The organism is Streptomyces sp. NBC_01546 (genome assembly GCF_045208355.1).
Lineage (GTDB): Bacteria > Actinomycetota > Actinomycetes > Streptomycetales > Streptomycetaceae > Streptomyces.
Map to the genome: position 1 here is coordinate 7,075,017 of NZ_CP109379.1, position 14,618 is coordinate 7,089,634.

Sequence of the window (14,618 nt, forward strand, 5' to 3'; positions counted from 1 at the left end):
CGGCCGGGCCCACCGACGCAGCGGTTCAGCCGGAGAAGGCCTCCGCGAACGCCCCGGCGCTCTGCGACACCCCACTGCAGTTCGTTGCCGCGTCGTCCGACGAGGTGTCACCGTCCTCGCACTGCCGGTCCCGGAAGGTCGACCACATCGACACCCAGGCGATGCCCTTGTCCTCGGCGAAGGACCGGACCCGGGCCGCGTCGGACAGCGTGAACGTCTCGCCGGCGATGTCGTTGTCACCGATCATCGAGGTGACGGCGAGACCGCGCCAGGCGTCGTCGGCGGAGAGGCCGAAGACGTCCTGCAGTTGATCGTGCGCGGCCTGGGCGGAGGCGATGGCGTAGTCACCCATGTCTCCGGTGTACGTGCCGCCGTAGTTCATCGTCATGATGTTGACGGTGGCCACCTGCACGCCGTTGTCGTTGGCGGACTGCGGCAGCGCAAGGCTGCCCTCGTCGAGCCCGGAGGGCATGACGGGCAGGGTGAAGGAGACCGTCAAGTCGCTGCGCTCCTTCTGGAGCAGCGCGATGGCCTTGGAGCGCATCTCGACCGCGTCCGAGTCGCCGAGGTCGTCGCCCTCGATGTCGAAGTCTGCCTGCGTCGCCCCGGCGGCGTCGAGCGCGTTCGCGTAGGCACCGGCGAGCGCGGACGCGTTGGCGCAAACCGCTGCGAGCTCCGCGCCGGAGGCGCCGCCGAACGAGACGCGCACGCTGCTGCCGGACGATGTCAGCGCCGAGATACGGGACTTCACCGTCGGGTCACCGATGGCCTGGCTCCCGTCCCACTTCGGCGTGCAGCCACTTCCGTCCGAGATGACGAAGGCCAGGTTGTACGCCGAAAGGGAGCCGGCGGAGTCGTTGGCGGAGGCCGCGGTGGCGCTGACGCAGGGGGCGTAGGACGTGCTCGGCGCCGCTGTCGTCGAGGGTGACGCACCGGCCCCGGACGGGGTCGGCGAGCCTGCGTCGCCCGGTGGTCCGGTCCCGTCCGAGGAACATCCGGCACAGGCCAGGGTCACCAGACAGGCTGCCGCTGGAGAGCCAATGGTTCCTGTTCGGCATCGGGTGGCTCCTGCTCGCGGTGGCCGTCCTGCTGTGCGGCTGGGTCGAGGACGTGGCGGCGAAGAAGAGGCCGCGGCTGTTTCCGTAGGGGGAGCCGGCACCCCGACGCCGCGCGCGCCGCCGACGGCGACACGGCGGCCGACGTGCACGGGACGCGCCTGTGCCGGGAGGGTGGTGGCGCCGATGTAGGCCAGTGTCGTTACGGGGAATTGCCTCCGCCGGGCGCACCGCTCGGCGGTTGGCCGCCGCCTCCCGGGGCTTCGCCTCCCCCGCTCTCCGCGTCGGGGTCGATGCCGAGGGTGAGGGTGCCGGTGTACCCCTGGGTCGTCGTGTCGCCGGTGACGGTCATCAGTCCGTCCCGGGCGCCGCCTCCGCCGTAGACCATGTCGTCGGCGAGTTTGGTGGGCGTACCGGTGTGCTGCGCGTACGGGCGCAGCGCGCGTACACGGCCTCCCCGTACTGGTCGGCGAAGAAGAGCTGGCTGCTGTCCGCGGCCACGCGGAAGCCGGGGGCGGAAAGACTTCGCCGGCGCAGTGCCCTCGTAACCGTCCTCCGCGGTGTTCAGGGTGGGTAAGTCTCCCCGCCAGATGTTGCACATGCGCCGGCCGCCGGGGGTGAGGTCGTCGCCCCACGGGTAGCGCCGTTGCTCGAGCCCGCCGCGGGCCGCGTACTCCCATTCGGCCTCGGTGGGCAGGCGGGTGCCGGACCAGGCGCAGTAGGCCTGGGCGTCGTTCCAGGAGACGTGGATGACGGGGTGGTTCTGGCTTGCGGTGACGGACGAGCCGGCTCCCTCAGGGTGGCGGCAGCCAGCGCCGGGGACGGCTCGCCACCAGGGGACGGCCGCCACGGGCGGCGCCACGGCGGCGACATCGTCGGGCAGGAAGCCGCCGAAGACGAAGGAGAAACCGAAGTGTTCGGCTTGGGTGACGTGTCCGGTGGCTTTGACGAAGGTGGCGAACTGGGCGCCAGAGGGTGTTGCGGCTGGTCAGTGCCGAGCGCGACCGCTGATCAGCTCTTGACCAGCAGGCCGCGGCTGCGCAGGACCCATCGCTCGACCGGGCTGAAGATCAGCAGGTCGATGGCGATGCCGACGACGAGGATGAGGATGATGGCGAGGAACACGCCGGGCAGGTCGATGTTGTTGCGGCCGTTCTCCAGGAGCTGGCCGAGGCCCAGGCCCAGTTCGGGGGAGCTGGCGATGATCTCGGCGGCCATCAGGGAGCGCCAGGAGAAGGCCCAGCCTTGCTTGAGGCCGGCGAGGTAGCCGGGCAGTGCGGCCGGCATGACGATGTGCCGGGCGCCGCTCAGGCCGGTGGCGCCCAGGGTGCGCCCGGCCCGCAGGTAGAGGGGCGGGATCTGGTCGATGCCGGAGACGAGGCCGTTGGCGATGGAGGGGACGGCGCCGAGCAGGATGACCGTGTACATCATGGCGTCGTTCAGGCCGAACCAGAGGACGGCCGGCGGCACCCAGGCGACCGAGGGCAGGGACTGCAGGCCCTGGAGGATCGGGCCGATCGCGGCGCGGACGAACTTCACCCGGGCGACGAGCAGTCCGAGCGGGGTGCCGATGGCCAGGGCCAGCAGGAAGCCGAGCAGGCCGCGCGACACGCTGGTCCAGATGACCTCGAGCAGGGTGCCCTTGAGCCACATGTCGGTCAGGCTGTCCCATACCGCGGACAGTGCGGGGAGTTTGGTCTCCTCGGTGACCTTCGTTGCGACGAGGATCTGCCAGACCAGGAGCACGAGGCCGACGGCCAGGACCGGGGGCAGGACCTTCTTGAGGAGGATCTCGCGGATGGGTGTGCGGTGGGTCTGGACCGCGTCGAGGGCGTCCAGGCCGGCCTCGAGGCCCGCCAGGTCGTCCTGCCTGCCCTTGGCCGCGGCCTTCGGGGTGGTGTCAGTGCTGGCCATGGCGGCGGATCTCCCCACGCAGGTGTTCGGTGATCTCAAGGGACAGTTCCGCCACGTCCGCGTCCTCGATGCGGCGCGGCTGCGGGATGCCCACGGTCCATTCCTTCGCGACCCGGCCGGGCCGGGAGGAGAGCAGGACCACGCGCTGCGCGAGCCGCACGGCCTCGCGCACGTTGTGCGTGACGAACAGGACGGAGAGGTTGGTCTCGGCCCAGATGCGGGTGAGTTCGCCGTGCAGTACGTCGCGGGTGATGGCGTCGAGCGCGGCGAAGGGTTCGTCCATCAGGAGCAGCTGGCTGTCCTGGGCGAGGGCCCGGGCCAGGGCGACGCGCTGGCGCATGCCGCCGGACAGTTCGTGGACGCGCTTGCCGTAGGCGCCGGCGAGGCGGACCAGTTCCAGCAGCCGTTCGGCCTCCGGCTTGCGGTCGGCCTTGGCGACCCCGCGCAGGCGCAGGGCGAGTTCGATGTTCTTGCCCGCGGTCAGCCAGGGGAAGAGGGCGTGTTCCTGGAACATGAGTGCCGGGCGGCCGCCGGGGGTCTCGATGGACCCCGCGGACGGCTTGTCCAGGCCGGCGACCAGGTTGAGCAGGGTGGACTTTCCGCATCCCGAGGCTCCCAGGATGGTGACGAACTCTCCGGGAGCGACATCGAGGCTGATGTCGTCCAGGACGAGCTGTGATCCGGCCGGGCCGGAGAAGGACTTCGAGACGTGCTCGATGCGAGCGGCGTGCGTCAGCTCCGCTACGGTGCCCTCGGCAGCCTTGGCAAGCATGGTGGCCATGGTCGTCACCTCCTGGGGTTGCTGGATTGCGGGGTTACTTGGCGCCGAGACCGGCGTCGGAGACCTCGGGCTTGCCGGCGGCCTTCAGTACCTTGTTCAGGAGCGTCAGGTCGTAGATGCCGGTCAGGTCGGGCTGCTCGATGAGCTTGGCCTTGACCGCGTAGTCGGCCTGCGTCTTCAGCGTGGTGGCCAGCGGGTCGTCGGTGATCGCGATGCTCGGCCAGGCCGGGTCGATGACCTTGGCGTCGAGCGGCTTGCCGCCCTCGGCCTCGAGCCTGGCGTTCGCGGAGGCCTTGGCCTTGTCCGGGTTGGTGTTGATCCACTCGTTGGTCTTCACGGTGCCCTTGAGGACGGCCTCGACCACGTCCGGGTGTTCCTTGAGGAACTTCTGCGACACGATGATGTTCGTGATCACGAACTTCTTGTCGGGCCACAGGGAGGTCTCGTCGAGGAGGACGGAGCCGCCGTCGGAGACGAGCTTGGAGGCGGTGGGCTCGGGTACCCAGGCGCCGTCGATCGAGCCCTGCTTGAAGGCGTCCGGGGTGACCTTGTTGTCCGTGCGGACGACGGAGACGTCGCCCTTGCCGGACTCCGGGTCGACCGTCCAGCCCTTCTCGGAGATCCAGTTGAGGAACGCGACGTCCTGGGTGTTCCCCTTCTGCGGGGTGGCGATCTTCTTGCCCTTGAGGTCGTCCAGGGTTTTGATCTTGTCCGGGTTCACGACCAGCTTGACGCCGCCGGAGGCCGAACCGGAGATGATCCTCAGGTTGGAGCCCTTGGACTTGACGTAGCCGTTGATCGACGGCGAGGGGCCGATGAAACCGATGTCGAGAGAGCCGCCGTTGAGCGCCTCGATCTCGGACGGACCGGCGTTGAAGGACTGCGGCTTGATCTTGGTGCCGTTCAGTTCCTTCTCGATCAGGCCCTCCTGGAGGCCGACCAGAGCGGTGGCGTGCGTCAGGTTCGGAAAGTACCCGATGCGGACCTCGGAGGCCGACAGCTTCTTGCCGTCGGTAGCCGCGACGTTGGCCTTGTCGTCGTCCTTCTTCGCCTCGGAACCGTAGCCGCAGGCGGTGAGCAGCAGGGGAAGTGCCGCTGTGACGGCGATGGCGCGCAGGGTGGTGAGCGGTCTTGCGGCAGACACGGAGGTGTCCTTTCACGGGATGGTGTTCAAGAGGAGGTGTGGAGAGACGGGCGACGCGAAGCCATCGGCACGCACGGCACCCACTTCCGGCCGTCGGCGGCGGGATCGCGGTCGCAGGCTGAGGAACGGAGAGGTGTGGGACGCCCGAGCTCGGAGGCACGCGATCGGTGAGGTCGGCCGAGGGGCCCGCCCGGCCGGCGGAGAGCGGACGGGGACAGCGCCGAGTGGCGCACTACGCGGAGCCAGGCCCGGCGAAGGGTGTCAGCCGGTCCGACAGATGGCGCTGGACGTACGGACCAGGTCGATGTGTCGGCGGGAGGTCAGAGGCAGCATCCGGCCTGCGTGGTGCAGTGTTCGCACGGCCACCTCACTGAATTCCTAGTTTTCCTACCTGGTTGGTAGGCATATTGGCAGAGGTGGGCACCCGCCCCAAGAGGTTGACCGCATGGTGGACGCGGAAATCTCGTGATGTGAGAACGTGCAGGTGGGGCGGGGGTCAGGGATTGGTCCAGGCCCCGGGGGTATCGGCCAGTGCCGATACGTCGGAGGGCAGGTCGGACGACGCGACGTCGGCGAGCGACACGCCGTCGAGGATCTCGCGCACGTTGGCCCGCAGTGCGATCCACAGGGGGAGTAGCGACTGGGCGGGGCCGGTGTAGGACAGGTCCGGTGGGCGGACCCCGCGCACCGAGACGAGCGGTCCGTCCACGACGCGGATGACGTCCGCGATGCTGATGGACTGGGCGGGCTTGGCCAGCCGGTAGCCGCCGTTGCCGCCGCGCTGGCTGAGCACGAGACCGCCTCGGCGCATGTCGTTCAGGATGCCTTCGAGAAACTTGTGCGGAATGTCCTGGGCGTCGGCGATGGCTTCGGCTTTCACCGGCCCGTCATCCTGTGACGCGGCAAGCTGCAGCGCGGCACGTACCGCATAGTCCGCCCTGGCTGAGATCCGCATAGGGACATTATCCGGCATGGATTGGGCCGGCGTCGGTCGCGGGTGGCCGCCCGCTGCCGGGCAGGTACTCGTGCCCGGCAGCCGTGGGGATCAGGTCGCGGATCCGCGACCTGAGCGGTGCCATGCGGGTCAATGGAAGGCCGCCGCCACCGCGCGGTGGGATCCGTTGAGGTAGTGCTCGCCGATGGAGCGCAGGCGGTGCGCGACCGGGCGGTGAGCTGTCAGGACTCGGGCATTGCGCCAGAACCGGTCCAGGCCGGGGGCATCGGCGAGTTCCAGCACCCGGGCCGTGATGTGCAGGGTGGCCTTCGACATCACGGCCTCGGCCGTGGCGACCAGGGCGGCGACGCCCGCGGGTACCTCGGCATCGAGCTGCGCACCCGTGGCGAGGGCCTGTGCCATCACCTCCGTCGCCCGGTCGACCACGGCGGTGGCCGCCTGAGCGGCAGAGGCGAGTTCCCCGTACGTCAGGAAGAGGTCAGGGTCCTCACCCGGCAGCCGGTGTGCGCGGCCGCCCCTGCTGAGGTCGCGCGCTTCGGTGAGGGCGCCCTCGGCGATGCCGAGGCCGACGTGGCACAGGGCCAGCCGGAGCGCCGGCTCCGCGAGCGCGGTGAAGGGCGCTGTCGACTCCTCGTCGTGCGGCCGGCGGCCCAGCACCTGCACCGGCGTGATGGTGACCCTGTCCAGGACGACCTCGCCCGCGCCGGCGACCCGCTGCCCGAGGCGATCGTGGGCAGGTTCGACGGTCACGCCCTGTGCGCCGGCTGGGATCCGTACGACCAGGACGTCACCGGTCGCGGCGCAGACGGCATCCACCACGATCTGGTCGGCCGCGGCCACCGCCGTGTCCACGGAACGGCGCCCGTTCAGCGCGTAGCCGGTGGTGCGCGGCCTCAGTGTGAGGTCCGGTCCCTCGGTGTCGCCGCCCGGTGCGGGAGTGCGGACCGCCCCGGTCCACAGCCACCGCTCGCGCACCGACTCCTCTTCGAGGGCGGTCGCTTGCTCGTGACTCGCGTAGAAGCGTCCGCTCCAGGCGTGTACGTAGTGGCGGGCGAGTACGTCGCCGACAGAGCTGTCCGCTGCGGCGATCTCCCGTATGACGGCGCATCCCGTACGCCAGTCCGCCCCGCGGCCGGGCCCGGGCGGGGTGAGGGCCGCCGGCAGGCCGGCCTCGCGCAGCCGGGCAGCCTCGTCGGTCGGCGGCTTGCCGGCCTGATCGCGGGCGATGGCGTCCGCGGCGAGGTCGTCCGCCACGTCGCGGGCGGTACGCAGGAGCGCGCGGCGCCGCTCATCGGCGGATCGGGGGCCGGCAGGGCTGGGTGTCGTCCGCATGGGCGTCACCGGCAGACCCCGGTGCCGCTGTGTGGCGCAGGGGCTGGGCGGACAGTGGTGCCATGGGGGCTGGCGGTGGTCATGTCGGCTACTCCGGAACGTTGTTGTGTGGCGTCGGCCGGTTGCTGGGCGGTGTGGGAGGCGTGCTTGTCCGTTCAGCATCAGCGTCGTGGCCGGACGCACTTCACCGGTTCCCCACTTTTCCCATCGGATTGATAGGGATACTCGTCCGAAGCTGCGTTCCGGGCAAGAGTGTGACCGAATCGTGGACAATTCGATCTCGGGATGAAAGACGCCGCAGGTCAGTGGCCGGGTTGTGCGGCTGGGTCGCCGGCGGATCCTCTGTCAGGGAGTGCGTGCACTCAGGGGGTTCGCCTGATGTGATGCCTGTCGGCGAGCCTTCGCCGAGGCGGAGATCCGCTGTGGCGGCAGGGGTGGCCAGGCCCTCGCCCGGACATTCCCTATGTAATCAGTAGGGAAGTATTGACGCGTGCCCGCCGCGCACCTCACGATGTGACCATGTCCCCGTCGCAGCCATTGCTCGTACGCCGCAGGCACGTTGACTTCCGTCTCGTCGCCAGCGCCGTCTGCCGACCTGTTTAGGGCTTCTTCGCCAGGGCATTTCCTCGACGCGCTCCGGTGTTCCGGTTGCCGCTTCTCTCCGCGTCGCGCGTCTTCGTGCCCCCGGCCCTGTGAGCCGTACGGGTCCTCCCGGCCCGCGACGCGCCGACTCTCCCGGTCGAATCCGGCACGGAGACCCCATGCCCTGTCGTGTCCGAACACCCGGCATCCGTACCTCACTCCGAGCAGCCGAAGGGGCTCATCGTGACCACCGCAATTCCCGCACCCGCCGTCCGCCGTTCCCCAGCCCTCCGCCTCCAGCTGGTCGGCGACCGTCCGCCCGGTGTTCCCGCCGGCGGGACGGATGGCGGCCGCGTCGGATACCTCGTGTTCCTGCCGGCGAACGTCGACCCGGTGGCACTGATGACGGCGCACGGTGTGCGTCCGGAGGTCCACCCCCTCGAGCCCAGGACGCTTCCGGTTCCCGAGCCGGAACCGGCCCCGCACCCCGACCCCGTCCAGCTCGACGACGCCATCCGGGTCGACCGCGCACGTCGGCTGGTCGAGGTCGACGGGTGCGAACTGGATCTCACCTACCTGGAGTTCGACCTCCTGGCCCATCTCGTGGCCCATCCGTACACGGTTCACACGCGTGATGCCCTCATCTCGGGCATCTGGGGTTACGGGCACATCGGTGACGGCCGTACGGTCGATGTCCACGTAGCCCGGCTGCGCCGCAAGCTCGGTCCCGCCTACCGGGACCGCATCTCCACCGTGCGCCGCGTCGGCTACAAGTACGTTCCCGACCACCAGTAGCGCCCAGGGCCGGCTCGTTGGCGGCGGGGTCAGCCCCGCAGCGTTTCCCGTGCGGTGTCCAGGGCATCCTTCCCCCGCTGGTTGAACGGCAGTTTGCCGAGTACGACTGCCATGCCGCAGGTGTTGGTGAGGGCGGAGAACACCAGACCGGCCGCGATAGCGGCGGACAGCAGCTGGAACGCCGGACGGACGAACAGGCCCAGGGCCAAGCCCAGTAGCACGATACTGCCCGCGGTGAAGCGGACCTGGCGCTCCATGGCCCAGACGGCCCGCGGCCGGCCGTCCGGGTACTGAAGCCCGTGACCATCGGCAACCCAGGCCGTGGTGCCGCCGGTCAGACTCGCCGCGCGGATGCCATGGGAAGCCAGGGTCCCGGCGGCGTTGTCCGAGCGGGCGCCCGAGGCGCACACCAGGAGAAGCGGCTTGTGCCCGGCGGCCTGCCGGAGCTCCGGCAGCGCCCGCCCGATGCGGTCGAGAGGGACGTTGACGGCGTCCGGCAGATGGCCGGACGTGAACTCGGCCGGAGTGCGGACATCGACGACGGTCAGTTCGTGGAGGCGGGACTGCGCCTCGCTGACGCTCAGCGTGGTGACGGAGTCACTCATGGCGGATCAGATCCTTGGCAGAGGGGGGTAGCGAGGGTGGCACCGTCGACGGTCCGGGACCCGTCCGCGGTGCGGTGGGCCTGCTGCCGTCCCGCTTCGGCCCTGCCTCGGGCGTGGGTTCGGGGCGAGGCACGCTGGCGAACGTACCTCATCACCAATCAAGGATCGGGAGCCCCGGCGAGGTTTCGCACGGCTGCAACACACCCGTCATGAGCGTGCCAATTTCCGGTACTCCGCCGACCAGCTCTCCTGGCTGCGAACGGAACCCCGGATTTATTTCAACGGCAGGCGTTTTGTGTACGGCGGATGAAATTGCCGCACGCTTGTGTGGATATCGATATCGGGACCGTTGACAGCGATTCTTCGGTTTATCGAAGCTGCTCACGTGTCCGTGACCGAATCGAATGTCCTCACCGCGCCCGCAGGGTCCTCGGGACCGCCCGGGCCGGCCGAGCGGGTACTCCCGCTCCGCCGGCCCGGGCGGTGGATCGCCACGGCCATCGTGCTGGTGCTGGTCTCCCAGGCCGCCCACGGGCTGCTGACCAATCCCTTCTACCAGTGGGACCGGTTCGCGTACTGGTTCGTGCGGCCGGTCATCCTGGAGGGCCTGTTCATCACCCTCCAGGTGGCCGCGTACAGCGCGGTCCTGGGCCTCGCGGGCGGCATCCTGCTCGCCCTCGGCAGGCTGTCCACGAACCCCGTACTGCGGTCGGTGAGCTGGACGTACATCTGGCTGCTGCGCTCAGTGCCGCTGATCGTGGTCCTGCTGTTCCTCTACAACCTCAGCGCCCTCTACCCCACCCTGAGCATCGGGGTGCCCTTCGGGCCCGCCTTCTTCACCTTCGACGAGTCGCGGCTGGCCACCGACATCGTCGTGGCGGTCGTGGGACTGAGCCTGAACGAAGCGGCGTACGCGGCCGAGGTGGTACGGGCCGGTGTGCTCTCCGTCGACCAGGGCCAGCACGAGGCGGCGGCCGCGCTGGGGCTGCCCAAGCGGTACCAGTTCGCCCGGATCGTCCTCCCCCAGGCGCTGCGCTCCATCGTCCCTGCCTACGTCAACCAGCTGATCGGGCTGGTCAAGGCCACCTCGCTGGTCTTCTACGTGTCGCTGCTCGACCTGTTCGGCTCCGTGCAGAGCCTGGGCAGCACCTACCCGGGCGACGTGGTGCCGCTGCTGCTGGTGGCCACCTTCTGGTACGTGGTCCTCACCAGCGTCGTGTCGGTCATCCAGTTCTACGTCGAGCGGTACTACGCGCGCGGCGCGCTGCGCACCGTACCGCCCACCCCCCTGCAGCGGGCCCGGACGGGCCTGCGTGACCTCCGGGACCGCTTCCGAAAGGAGACGGCGCGATGACCACCATCACGCGGGCCGCCGCGATCGAGGTCCACGACGTGCACAAGTGGTACGGCGACCAGCAGGTCCTGGACGGGGTGAGCCTGACGCTGCGGCCGGGCACGGTCACCGCGATCCTCGGCCGCTCCGGCTCCGGCAAGTCCACCCTGCTGCGGGTCATCAACCACCTGGAGAAGCCGGAGGCCGGATACGTCAGCGTGGGCGGCGAGCTGATCGGCGTACAGCGGCACGGCGGGCGGCTGAAGGAGCTGAGCGAGCGGGCGATCCTCGCCCAGCGCGGCCGGATCGGCTTCGTCTTCCAGAACTTCAACCTCTTCCCGCACCTGACCGTGCTGGACAACGTCGCCGCGGCCCCGGTGGCCACCGGCAGGCTGCCGCGGCCGCAGGCCCGGGCCCTGGCGCGCGAACTCCTGGAGCGCGTCGGGCTCGGCGACCGGACCGGTGCCTATCCGCGGCAGCTGTCCGGCGGCCAGCAGCAGCGCGTGGCCATCGCCCGCGCCCTCGCGCTGCGGCCCGGCGTCATCCTCTTCGACGAACCCACCTCCGCGCTCGACCCCGAACTCGTCGGCGAGGTGCTGTCCGTGATCAAGGACCTGGCCACCGGCGGCACCACGCTGGTCATCGTCACGCACGAGATCGGCTTCGCCCGCGAGGTGGCCGACGAGGTCGTCTTCCTCGACGGCGGCCGCATCGTCGAACAGGGCCCGCCCGAGCAAGTGCTGGACCGGCCCGCCCATGCCCGTACGCGGGAGTTCCTGAGCAAGGTGCTCTGACTTCCACGCGCCCCACCCCATCCCATCCCGCCCCGCCCGCCCTTCCTGAACCGAAAAGGAACACCATGCAACGCCGACCCTCCCTGCGCACCAGATTCGTCCGCGGCCTCGGCGCCGCCACCGCCACCGTGGCGCTCGCCTCCGGCCTCACCGCGTGCGGCGGCGACGCCGAGGCCACCGGGGCAGGTGGGGACGTGGTCACCATCGGCGCGGTGTCCAACGGTGCCGCCCGGCAGACCGAGCTGACCGTCCCGGCCGTGGAGGCCCTGCGCGCGCAGCTGCCGGCGGCCGTCCGCGAACGCGGTGAGCTCGTCATCGGCGTGGGCGCGCTGCCCGCCGGCTTCCCGCCGCTGGCGTACGTCGGCACCGACCAGAAGACCCTGACCGGCGCGGAACCGGACCTCGGCCGGCTGGTGGCCGCCGTGCTCGGGCTCAAGCCGGTAGTGAAGAACTCCACCTGGGAGAACGTCTTCCTCGGTGTCGACAGTGGCAAGGTCGACGTCGCCTTCACGAACGTCACGGTCACCGAGGAGCGCAAGAAGAAGTACGAGTTCGCCTCCTACCGGCAGGACAACCTGGCCTTCGAGGTCCTGAAGGACAACCCCTGGAGCTTCGGCAACGACTTCCACAGCCTCGCGGGCAAGACGGTGGCGGTCAGTTCGGGCACCAACCAGGAGAAGATCCTGCTGGAGTGGCAGAAGAAGCTCCAGGCGGAGGGCAAGGACCTCACCGTCAAGTACTTCCCCGACGCCAACAGCACCGCCTTGGCGCTGAGCGGCAAGAAGATCGATCTCAGCTTCGGCCCGAACCCGTCCATCGCCTACCACATCACCCAGAGCGCGAGCGGCAACGCCCCCACGCGCAGCGCGGGTTCCTTCTCCGGGGCCGGGGAGTCGCTCCAAGGCCTGATCGCCGCGACCGCGAAGAAGGACAGCGGACTCGCCAAGCCGGTGGCCGAGGCGATCAACCATCTGATCAAGGACGGCCAGTACGCGCAGCTGCTCGCCGCCTGGAACCTGTCCAACGAGGCCGTCACCACCTCGGAGGTCGACCCGCCGGGCCTGCCGGTGACCAACTCCTGAATCCCCGGCCCCCGGGCCGCGCCACGGACGGAGAGCCCGCCCCATGAGCACGAACGCAGGTCCCAGCACCAGCATGACCACGAGCACGGGCACGGGCACGAGCAGGCGCCTGGGCACCGTGGTGTCCCCGCACGTCCTCGACAACCCCGCCTGGGCCTCGTTGTCCGGCGCGCACGCCGCCTTCGCCGAGCGGGCGGCCCGTCCCGAGGCCGATCCCTCCTCCTCCTCCCGCGCCGCCCGCTATCCATCGGACGTCTCGCCGTTCGCCGCCCTCGCGGACCCGGCCGACCCGGACTCGTGGGCCGACCTGCGCAGGCTGGTCGGCGACGGCGGGACCGCCGCGCTCGCCGGCGTACTGACCCCGCCCGACGGCTGGGAGACCGTTGGCTCGGTCCCCGGCGTCCAGCTGGTCGACACTTCGCTGCGCGCCGAACCCGCCCCCGAGGCGGTCAGGCTCGGCCCCCGTGACGTACCCGAGATCCTCGGTCTGATCGACCTCACCAAGCCCGGTCCGTTCCTGCCGCGCACCGTCGAGCTGGGCACGTACCTCGGCATCCGTCACCACGGCCGGCTGATCGCGATGGCCGGGGAGCGGCTGCGGCCGCCGGGCTGGACCGAGATCAGCGCGGTGTGCACCCATCCCGACCACCGGGGCGGGGGGCTGGCGACGCGGCTGGTCCGCGCCGTCGCCGCGGGAATCCGGGAGCGCGGCGACGTCCCGTTCCTCCACACCGCGGCGAGCAACACGACGGCGATTCGGCTGTACCAGTCGATCGGCTTCACCCTGCGCCGCCGCCCGTCCTTCATGGCGGTCCGCGCGCCCTGCAATACCGCTGCCAACTTCTCTTAATATTACGGTCATTGCATGGTACCGCTATCTGGCCTAGCGTTTCGAAGAGATATTGATGACGGGCCTCTTCCCCGCCCCTCTCGTACGCCCCCACATTCGCGACGCACATCGGCCTCCTTTTCACACGGCCGACCAGGAAGGCGTAATTCGACGTGTCCGCATTCCCGCCCGCATCCGCATTCACATCGGCATCTTCCGAAGCGCTGCACCTCGCCGTCGCGCTCGACGGCGCGGGCTGGCACCCTGCGGCCTGGCGCGAGCCGGGCGCGCGGCCCGGCGAACTCTTCACGGCCCGCTACTGGGCCGATGCCGTTGCCGAGGCCGAAGCCGGACTGCTCGACTTCGTCACCTTCGAGGACGCCCTCGCCCTCCAGTCGTCGTCGGCGGACGGGCCCGACGGGCGCACGGACCAGGTCCGCGGGCGGCTGGACGCGGTACTCACCGCCGCCCGCGTCGCACCGCTGACCCGGCACATCGGACTGGTCCCGGCCGTGACCGCCACCCACACCGAGCCCTTCCACATATCCAAGGCGATCGCCACCCTCGACCACGTCAGCCGCGGACGTGCGGGCCTGCGCATCCAGGTGTCACAACTGGCCCACGAGACCCGGCACTTCGGACGCCGGGCGGTCCCGCTCCCCGATGCGGAGTCCTACGAGGAGGCCGCCGACCACATCGAGGTGATCCGGCGGCTGTGGGACAGCTGGGACGACGACGCCGAGATCCGGGACGTGGCCACCGGCCGCTTCGTCGACCGCGACAAGCTGCACTACATCGACTTCGAGGGCCGTCACTTCAGCGTCAGGGGGCCGTCGATCACCCCCCGCCCGCCGCAGGGGCAACCCGTTGTAACCGCTGCGAGCGCTGCCGACGCCCTGGGCGACGGCAGCGCGGCGTACGGTCTCATCGCCCGGTCCACGGATGTCGGGTACGTCGCCGTGCGCGATGCCGACGGGGCCCGCGCCGCGGTCGCGGAGATCCGGCAGGCCCGGGAATCAGCCGGGCTCGCGGCGCAGCCGCTGCACCTCTTCGCGGACCTCACCGTGTTCCTGGACGAGGACGCTCCGGCGGCCGACGCGCGCCGCAGCCGCCTGGACGCGCTCGCGGGCGCCCCGTACAGCAGTGACACGGCGATCTTCACCGGCACCTCCGCGCAGCTGGCGGACCTGCTCCAGGACTGGCGGACGGCAGGCCTGTCGGGCTTCCGGCTGCGGCCGGGAGTGATCGCCCGCGACCTGCCCGCCATTACCCGGGGGCTGGTACCGGAGCTCCAGCGGCGCGGGGTCTTCCGCCGCGCGTACGAGGCGGACACCCTGCGCGGACTGCTGGGCCTGGAGCGCCCGGGCGGCCGCTATGCCGCCCACCCCGCCGCCTGATCCCGGACCCGGAAGGACCC

At 70.4% G+C, this 14,618-nt stretch carries 14 protein-coding genes and 2 pseudogenes; 7 read left to right on the forward strand and 9 right to left on the reverse strand.

What is annotated here, in order from left to right; translation table 11 throughout:
• Positions 1-25 precede the first annotated feature (25 nt).
• Positions 26-1,018, reverse strand: coding sequence for a chitinase (locus OHA89_RS32290; RefSeq protein ID WP_406368668.1), 993 nt, complete (start codon positions 1,016-1,018; stop codon positions 26-28).
• A 5-nt stretch (positions 1,019-1,023) separates the two neighbouring features.
• Here OHA89_RS32290 and OHA89_RS32295 point away from each other — a divergent pair.
• Positions 1,024-1,146: pseudogene (locus OHA89_RS32295) on the forward strand (acyltransferase); the annotation flags it as partial.
• Between the two features lie 420 nt (positions 1,147-1,566).
• Here the strand turns inward: OHA89_RS32295 and OHA89_RS32300 are convergent.
• From OHA89_RS32300 to OHA89_RS32330, 7 genes and pseudogenes are all read right to left on the reverse strand, one after another.
• A pseudogene (locus OHA89_RS32300) lies at positions 1,567-2,028 on the reverse strand (SUMF1/EgtB/PvdO family nonheme iron enzyme); the annotation flags it as partial.
• Positions 2,029-2,066: 38 nt separating this feature from the next.
• On the reverse strand, positions 2,067-2,969 hold the full coding sequence (locus OHA89_RS32305) for an ABC transporter permease (RefSeq protein WP_266611273.1): 903 nt from the start codon (positions 2,967-2,969) through the stop codon (positions 2,067-2,069).
• The gene (locus OHA89_RS32310; RefSeq protein ID WP_257553662.1) at positions 2,956-3,750 is read right to left on the reverse strand and encodes an ABC transporter ATP-binding protein; all 795 of its coding nucleotides are present in this window, start codon (positions 3,748-3,750) and stop codon (positions 2,956-2,958) included. The genes OHA89_RS32305 and OHA89_RS32310 overlap by 14 nt, the downstream gene beginning before the upstream one ends.
• A gap of 34 nt (positions 3,751-3,784) precedes the next feature.
• Positions 3,785-4,894, reverse strand: coding sequence for an aliphatic sulfonate ABC transporter substrate-binding protein (locus tag OHA89_RS32315; RefSeq protein WP_257557712.1), 1,110 nt, complete (start codon positions 4,892-4,894; stop codon positions 3,785-3,787).
• A 261-nt stretch (positions 4,895-5,155) separates the two neighbouring features.
• Positions 5,156-5,227, reverse strand: a complete 72-nt coding sequence (locus tag OHA89_RS32320; protein ID WP_353962671.1) for a putative leader peptide — start codon at positions 5,225-5,227, stop codon at positions 5,156-5,158.
• Positions 5,228-5,390: 163 nt separating this feature from the next.
• Positions 5,391-5,849, reverse strand: a complete 459-nt coding sequence (locus tag OHA89_RS32325; protein WP_257557714.1) for an Rrf2 family transcriptional regulator — start codon at positions 5,847-5,849, stop codon at positions 5,391-5,393.
• Between the two features lie 129 nt (positions 5,850-5,978).
• A complete protein-coding gene (locus tag OHA89_RS32330) occupies positions 5,979-7,181 on the reverse strand; it encodes an acyl-CoA dehydrogenase family protein (RefSeq protein WP_406367720.1) in 1,203 nt (400 codons plus the stop codon).
• A gap of 825 nt (positions 7,182-8,006) precedes the next feature.
• On the opposite strand from OHA89_RS32330, the gene OHA89_RS32335 reads away from it, so the two are divergent.
• Positions 8,007-8,558: a winged helix-turn-helix domain-containing protein gene (locus tag OHA89_RS32335; protein WP_266611280.1), complete on the forward strand. Its 552-nt coding sequence runs from the start codon at positions 8,007-8,009 to the stop codon at positions 8,556-8,558.
• Between the two features lie 29 nt (positions 8,559-8,587).
• Here the strand turns inward: OHA89_RS32335 and OHA89_RS32340 are convergent, their stop codons facing one another.
• Positions 8,588-9,163 (reverse strand): rhodanese-like domain-containing protein, encoded by a 576-nt coding sequence (locus OHA89_RS32340; protein WP_406367721.1) that lies wholly within the window; start codon positions 9,161-9,163, stop codon positions 8,588-8,590.
• Between the two features lie 391 nt (positions 9,164-9,554).
• Between OHA89_RS32340 and OHA89_RS32345 the strand changes: the two genes are divergently transcribed.
• The 5 genes from OHA89_RS32345 to OHA89_RS32365 all read left to right on the forward strand — a co-directional run bounded on the left by OHA89_RS32345 (position 9,555) and on the right by OHA89_RS32365 (position 14,598).
• Complete coding sequence (locus tag OHA89_RS32345) at positions 9,555-10,517, forward strand: amino acid ABC transporter permease (protein ID WP_266612538.1); 963 nt, start codon at positions 9,555-9,557, stop codon at positions 10,515-10,517.
• Complete coding sequence (locus OHA89_RS32350; protein WP_257557722.1) at positions 10,514-11,290, forward strand: amino acid ABC transporter ATP-binding protein; 777 nt, start codon at positions 10,514-10,516, stop codon at positions 11,288-11,290. The genes OHA89_RS32345 and OHA89_RS32350 overlap by 4 nt, the downstream gene beginning before the upstream one ends.
• Positions 11,291-11,355: 65 nt before the next feature.
• Positions 11,356-12,372 carry an ABC transporter substrate-binding protein gene (locus OHA89_RS32355; protein ID WP_257557724.1) on the forward strand — a complete coding sequence of 339 codons (1,017 nt, stop codon included), beginning with the start codon at positions 11,356-11,358 and terminating at the stop codon, positions 12,370-12,372.
• 43 nt (positions 12,373-12,415) lie between these two features.
• The gene (locus OHA89_RS32360; RefSeq protein WP_406367722.1) at positions 12,416-13,222 is read left to right on the forward strand and encodes a GNAT family N-acetyltransferase; all 807 of its coding nucleotides are present in this window, start codon (positions 12,416-12,418) and stop codon (positions 13,220-13,222) included.
• Positions 13,223-13,374: 152 nt separating this feature from the next.
• The gene (locus OHA89_RS32365) at positions 13,375-14,598 is read left to right on the forward strand and encodes an LLM class flavin-dependent oxidoreductase (RefSeq protein WP_406367723.1); all 1,224 of its coding nucleotides are present in this window, start codon (positions 13,375-13,377) and stop codon (positions 14,596-14,598) included.
• Positions 14,599-14,618: the final 20 nt, after the last annotated feature.

What these genes read in the sequence shown, in the direction of transcription:
- OHA89_RS32305 (WP_266611273.1), bottom strand. Translation starts at nt 2,969, where the DNA reads ATGGCCAGCACTGACACCACCCCGAAGGCCGCGGCCAAGGGCAGGCAG.
- OHA89_RS32310 (WP_257553662.1), bottom strand. Translation starts at nt 3,750, where the DNA reads ATGGCCACCATGCTTGCCAAGGCTGCCGAGGGCACCGTAGCGGAGCTG.
- OHA89_RS32325 (WP_257557714.1), bottom strand. Translation starts at nt 5,849, where the DNA reads ATGCGGATCTCAGCCAGGGCGGACTATGCGGTACGTGCCGCGCTGCAG.
- OHA89_RS32330 (WP_406367720.1), bottom strand. Translation starts at nt 7,181, where the DNA reads ATGCGGACGACACCCAGCCCTGCCGGCCCCCGATCCGCCGATGAGCGG.
- OHA89_RS32340 (WP_406367721.1), bottom strand. Translation starts at nt 9,163, where the DNA reads ATGAGTGACTCCGTCACCACGCTGAGCGTCAGCGAGGCGCAGTCCCGC.
- OHA89_RS32350 (WP_257557722.1), top strand. Translation starts at nt 10,514, where the DNA reads ATGACCACCATCACGCGGGCCGCCGCGATCGAGGTCCACGACGTGCAC.
- OHA89_RS32355 (WP_257557724.1), top strand. Translation starts at nt 11,356, where the DNA reads ATGCAACGCCGACCCTCCCTGCGCACCAGATTCGTCCGCGGCCTCGGC.
- OHA89_RS32360 (WP_406367722.1), top strand. Translation starts at nt 12,416, where the DNA reads ATGAGCACGAACGCAGGTCCCAGCACCAGCATGACCACGAGCACGGGC.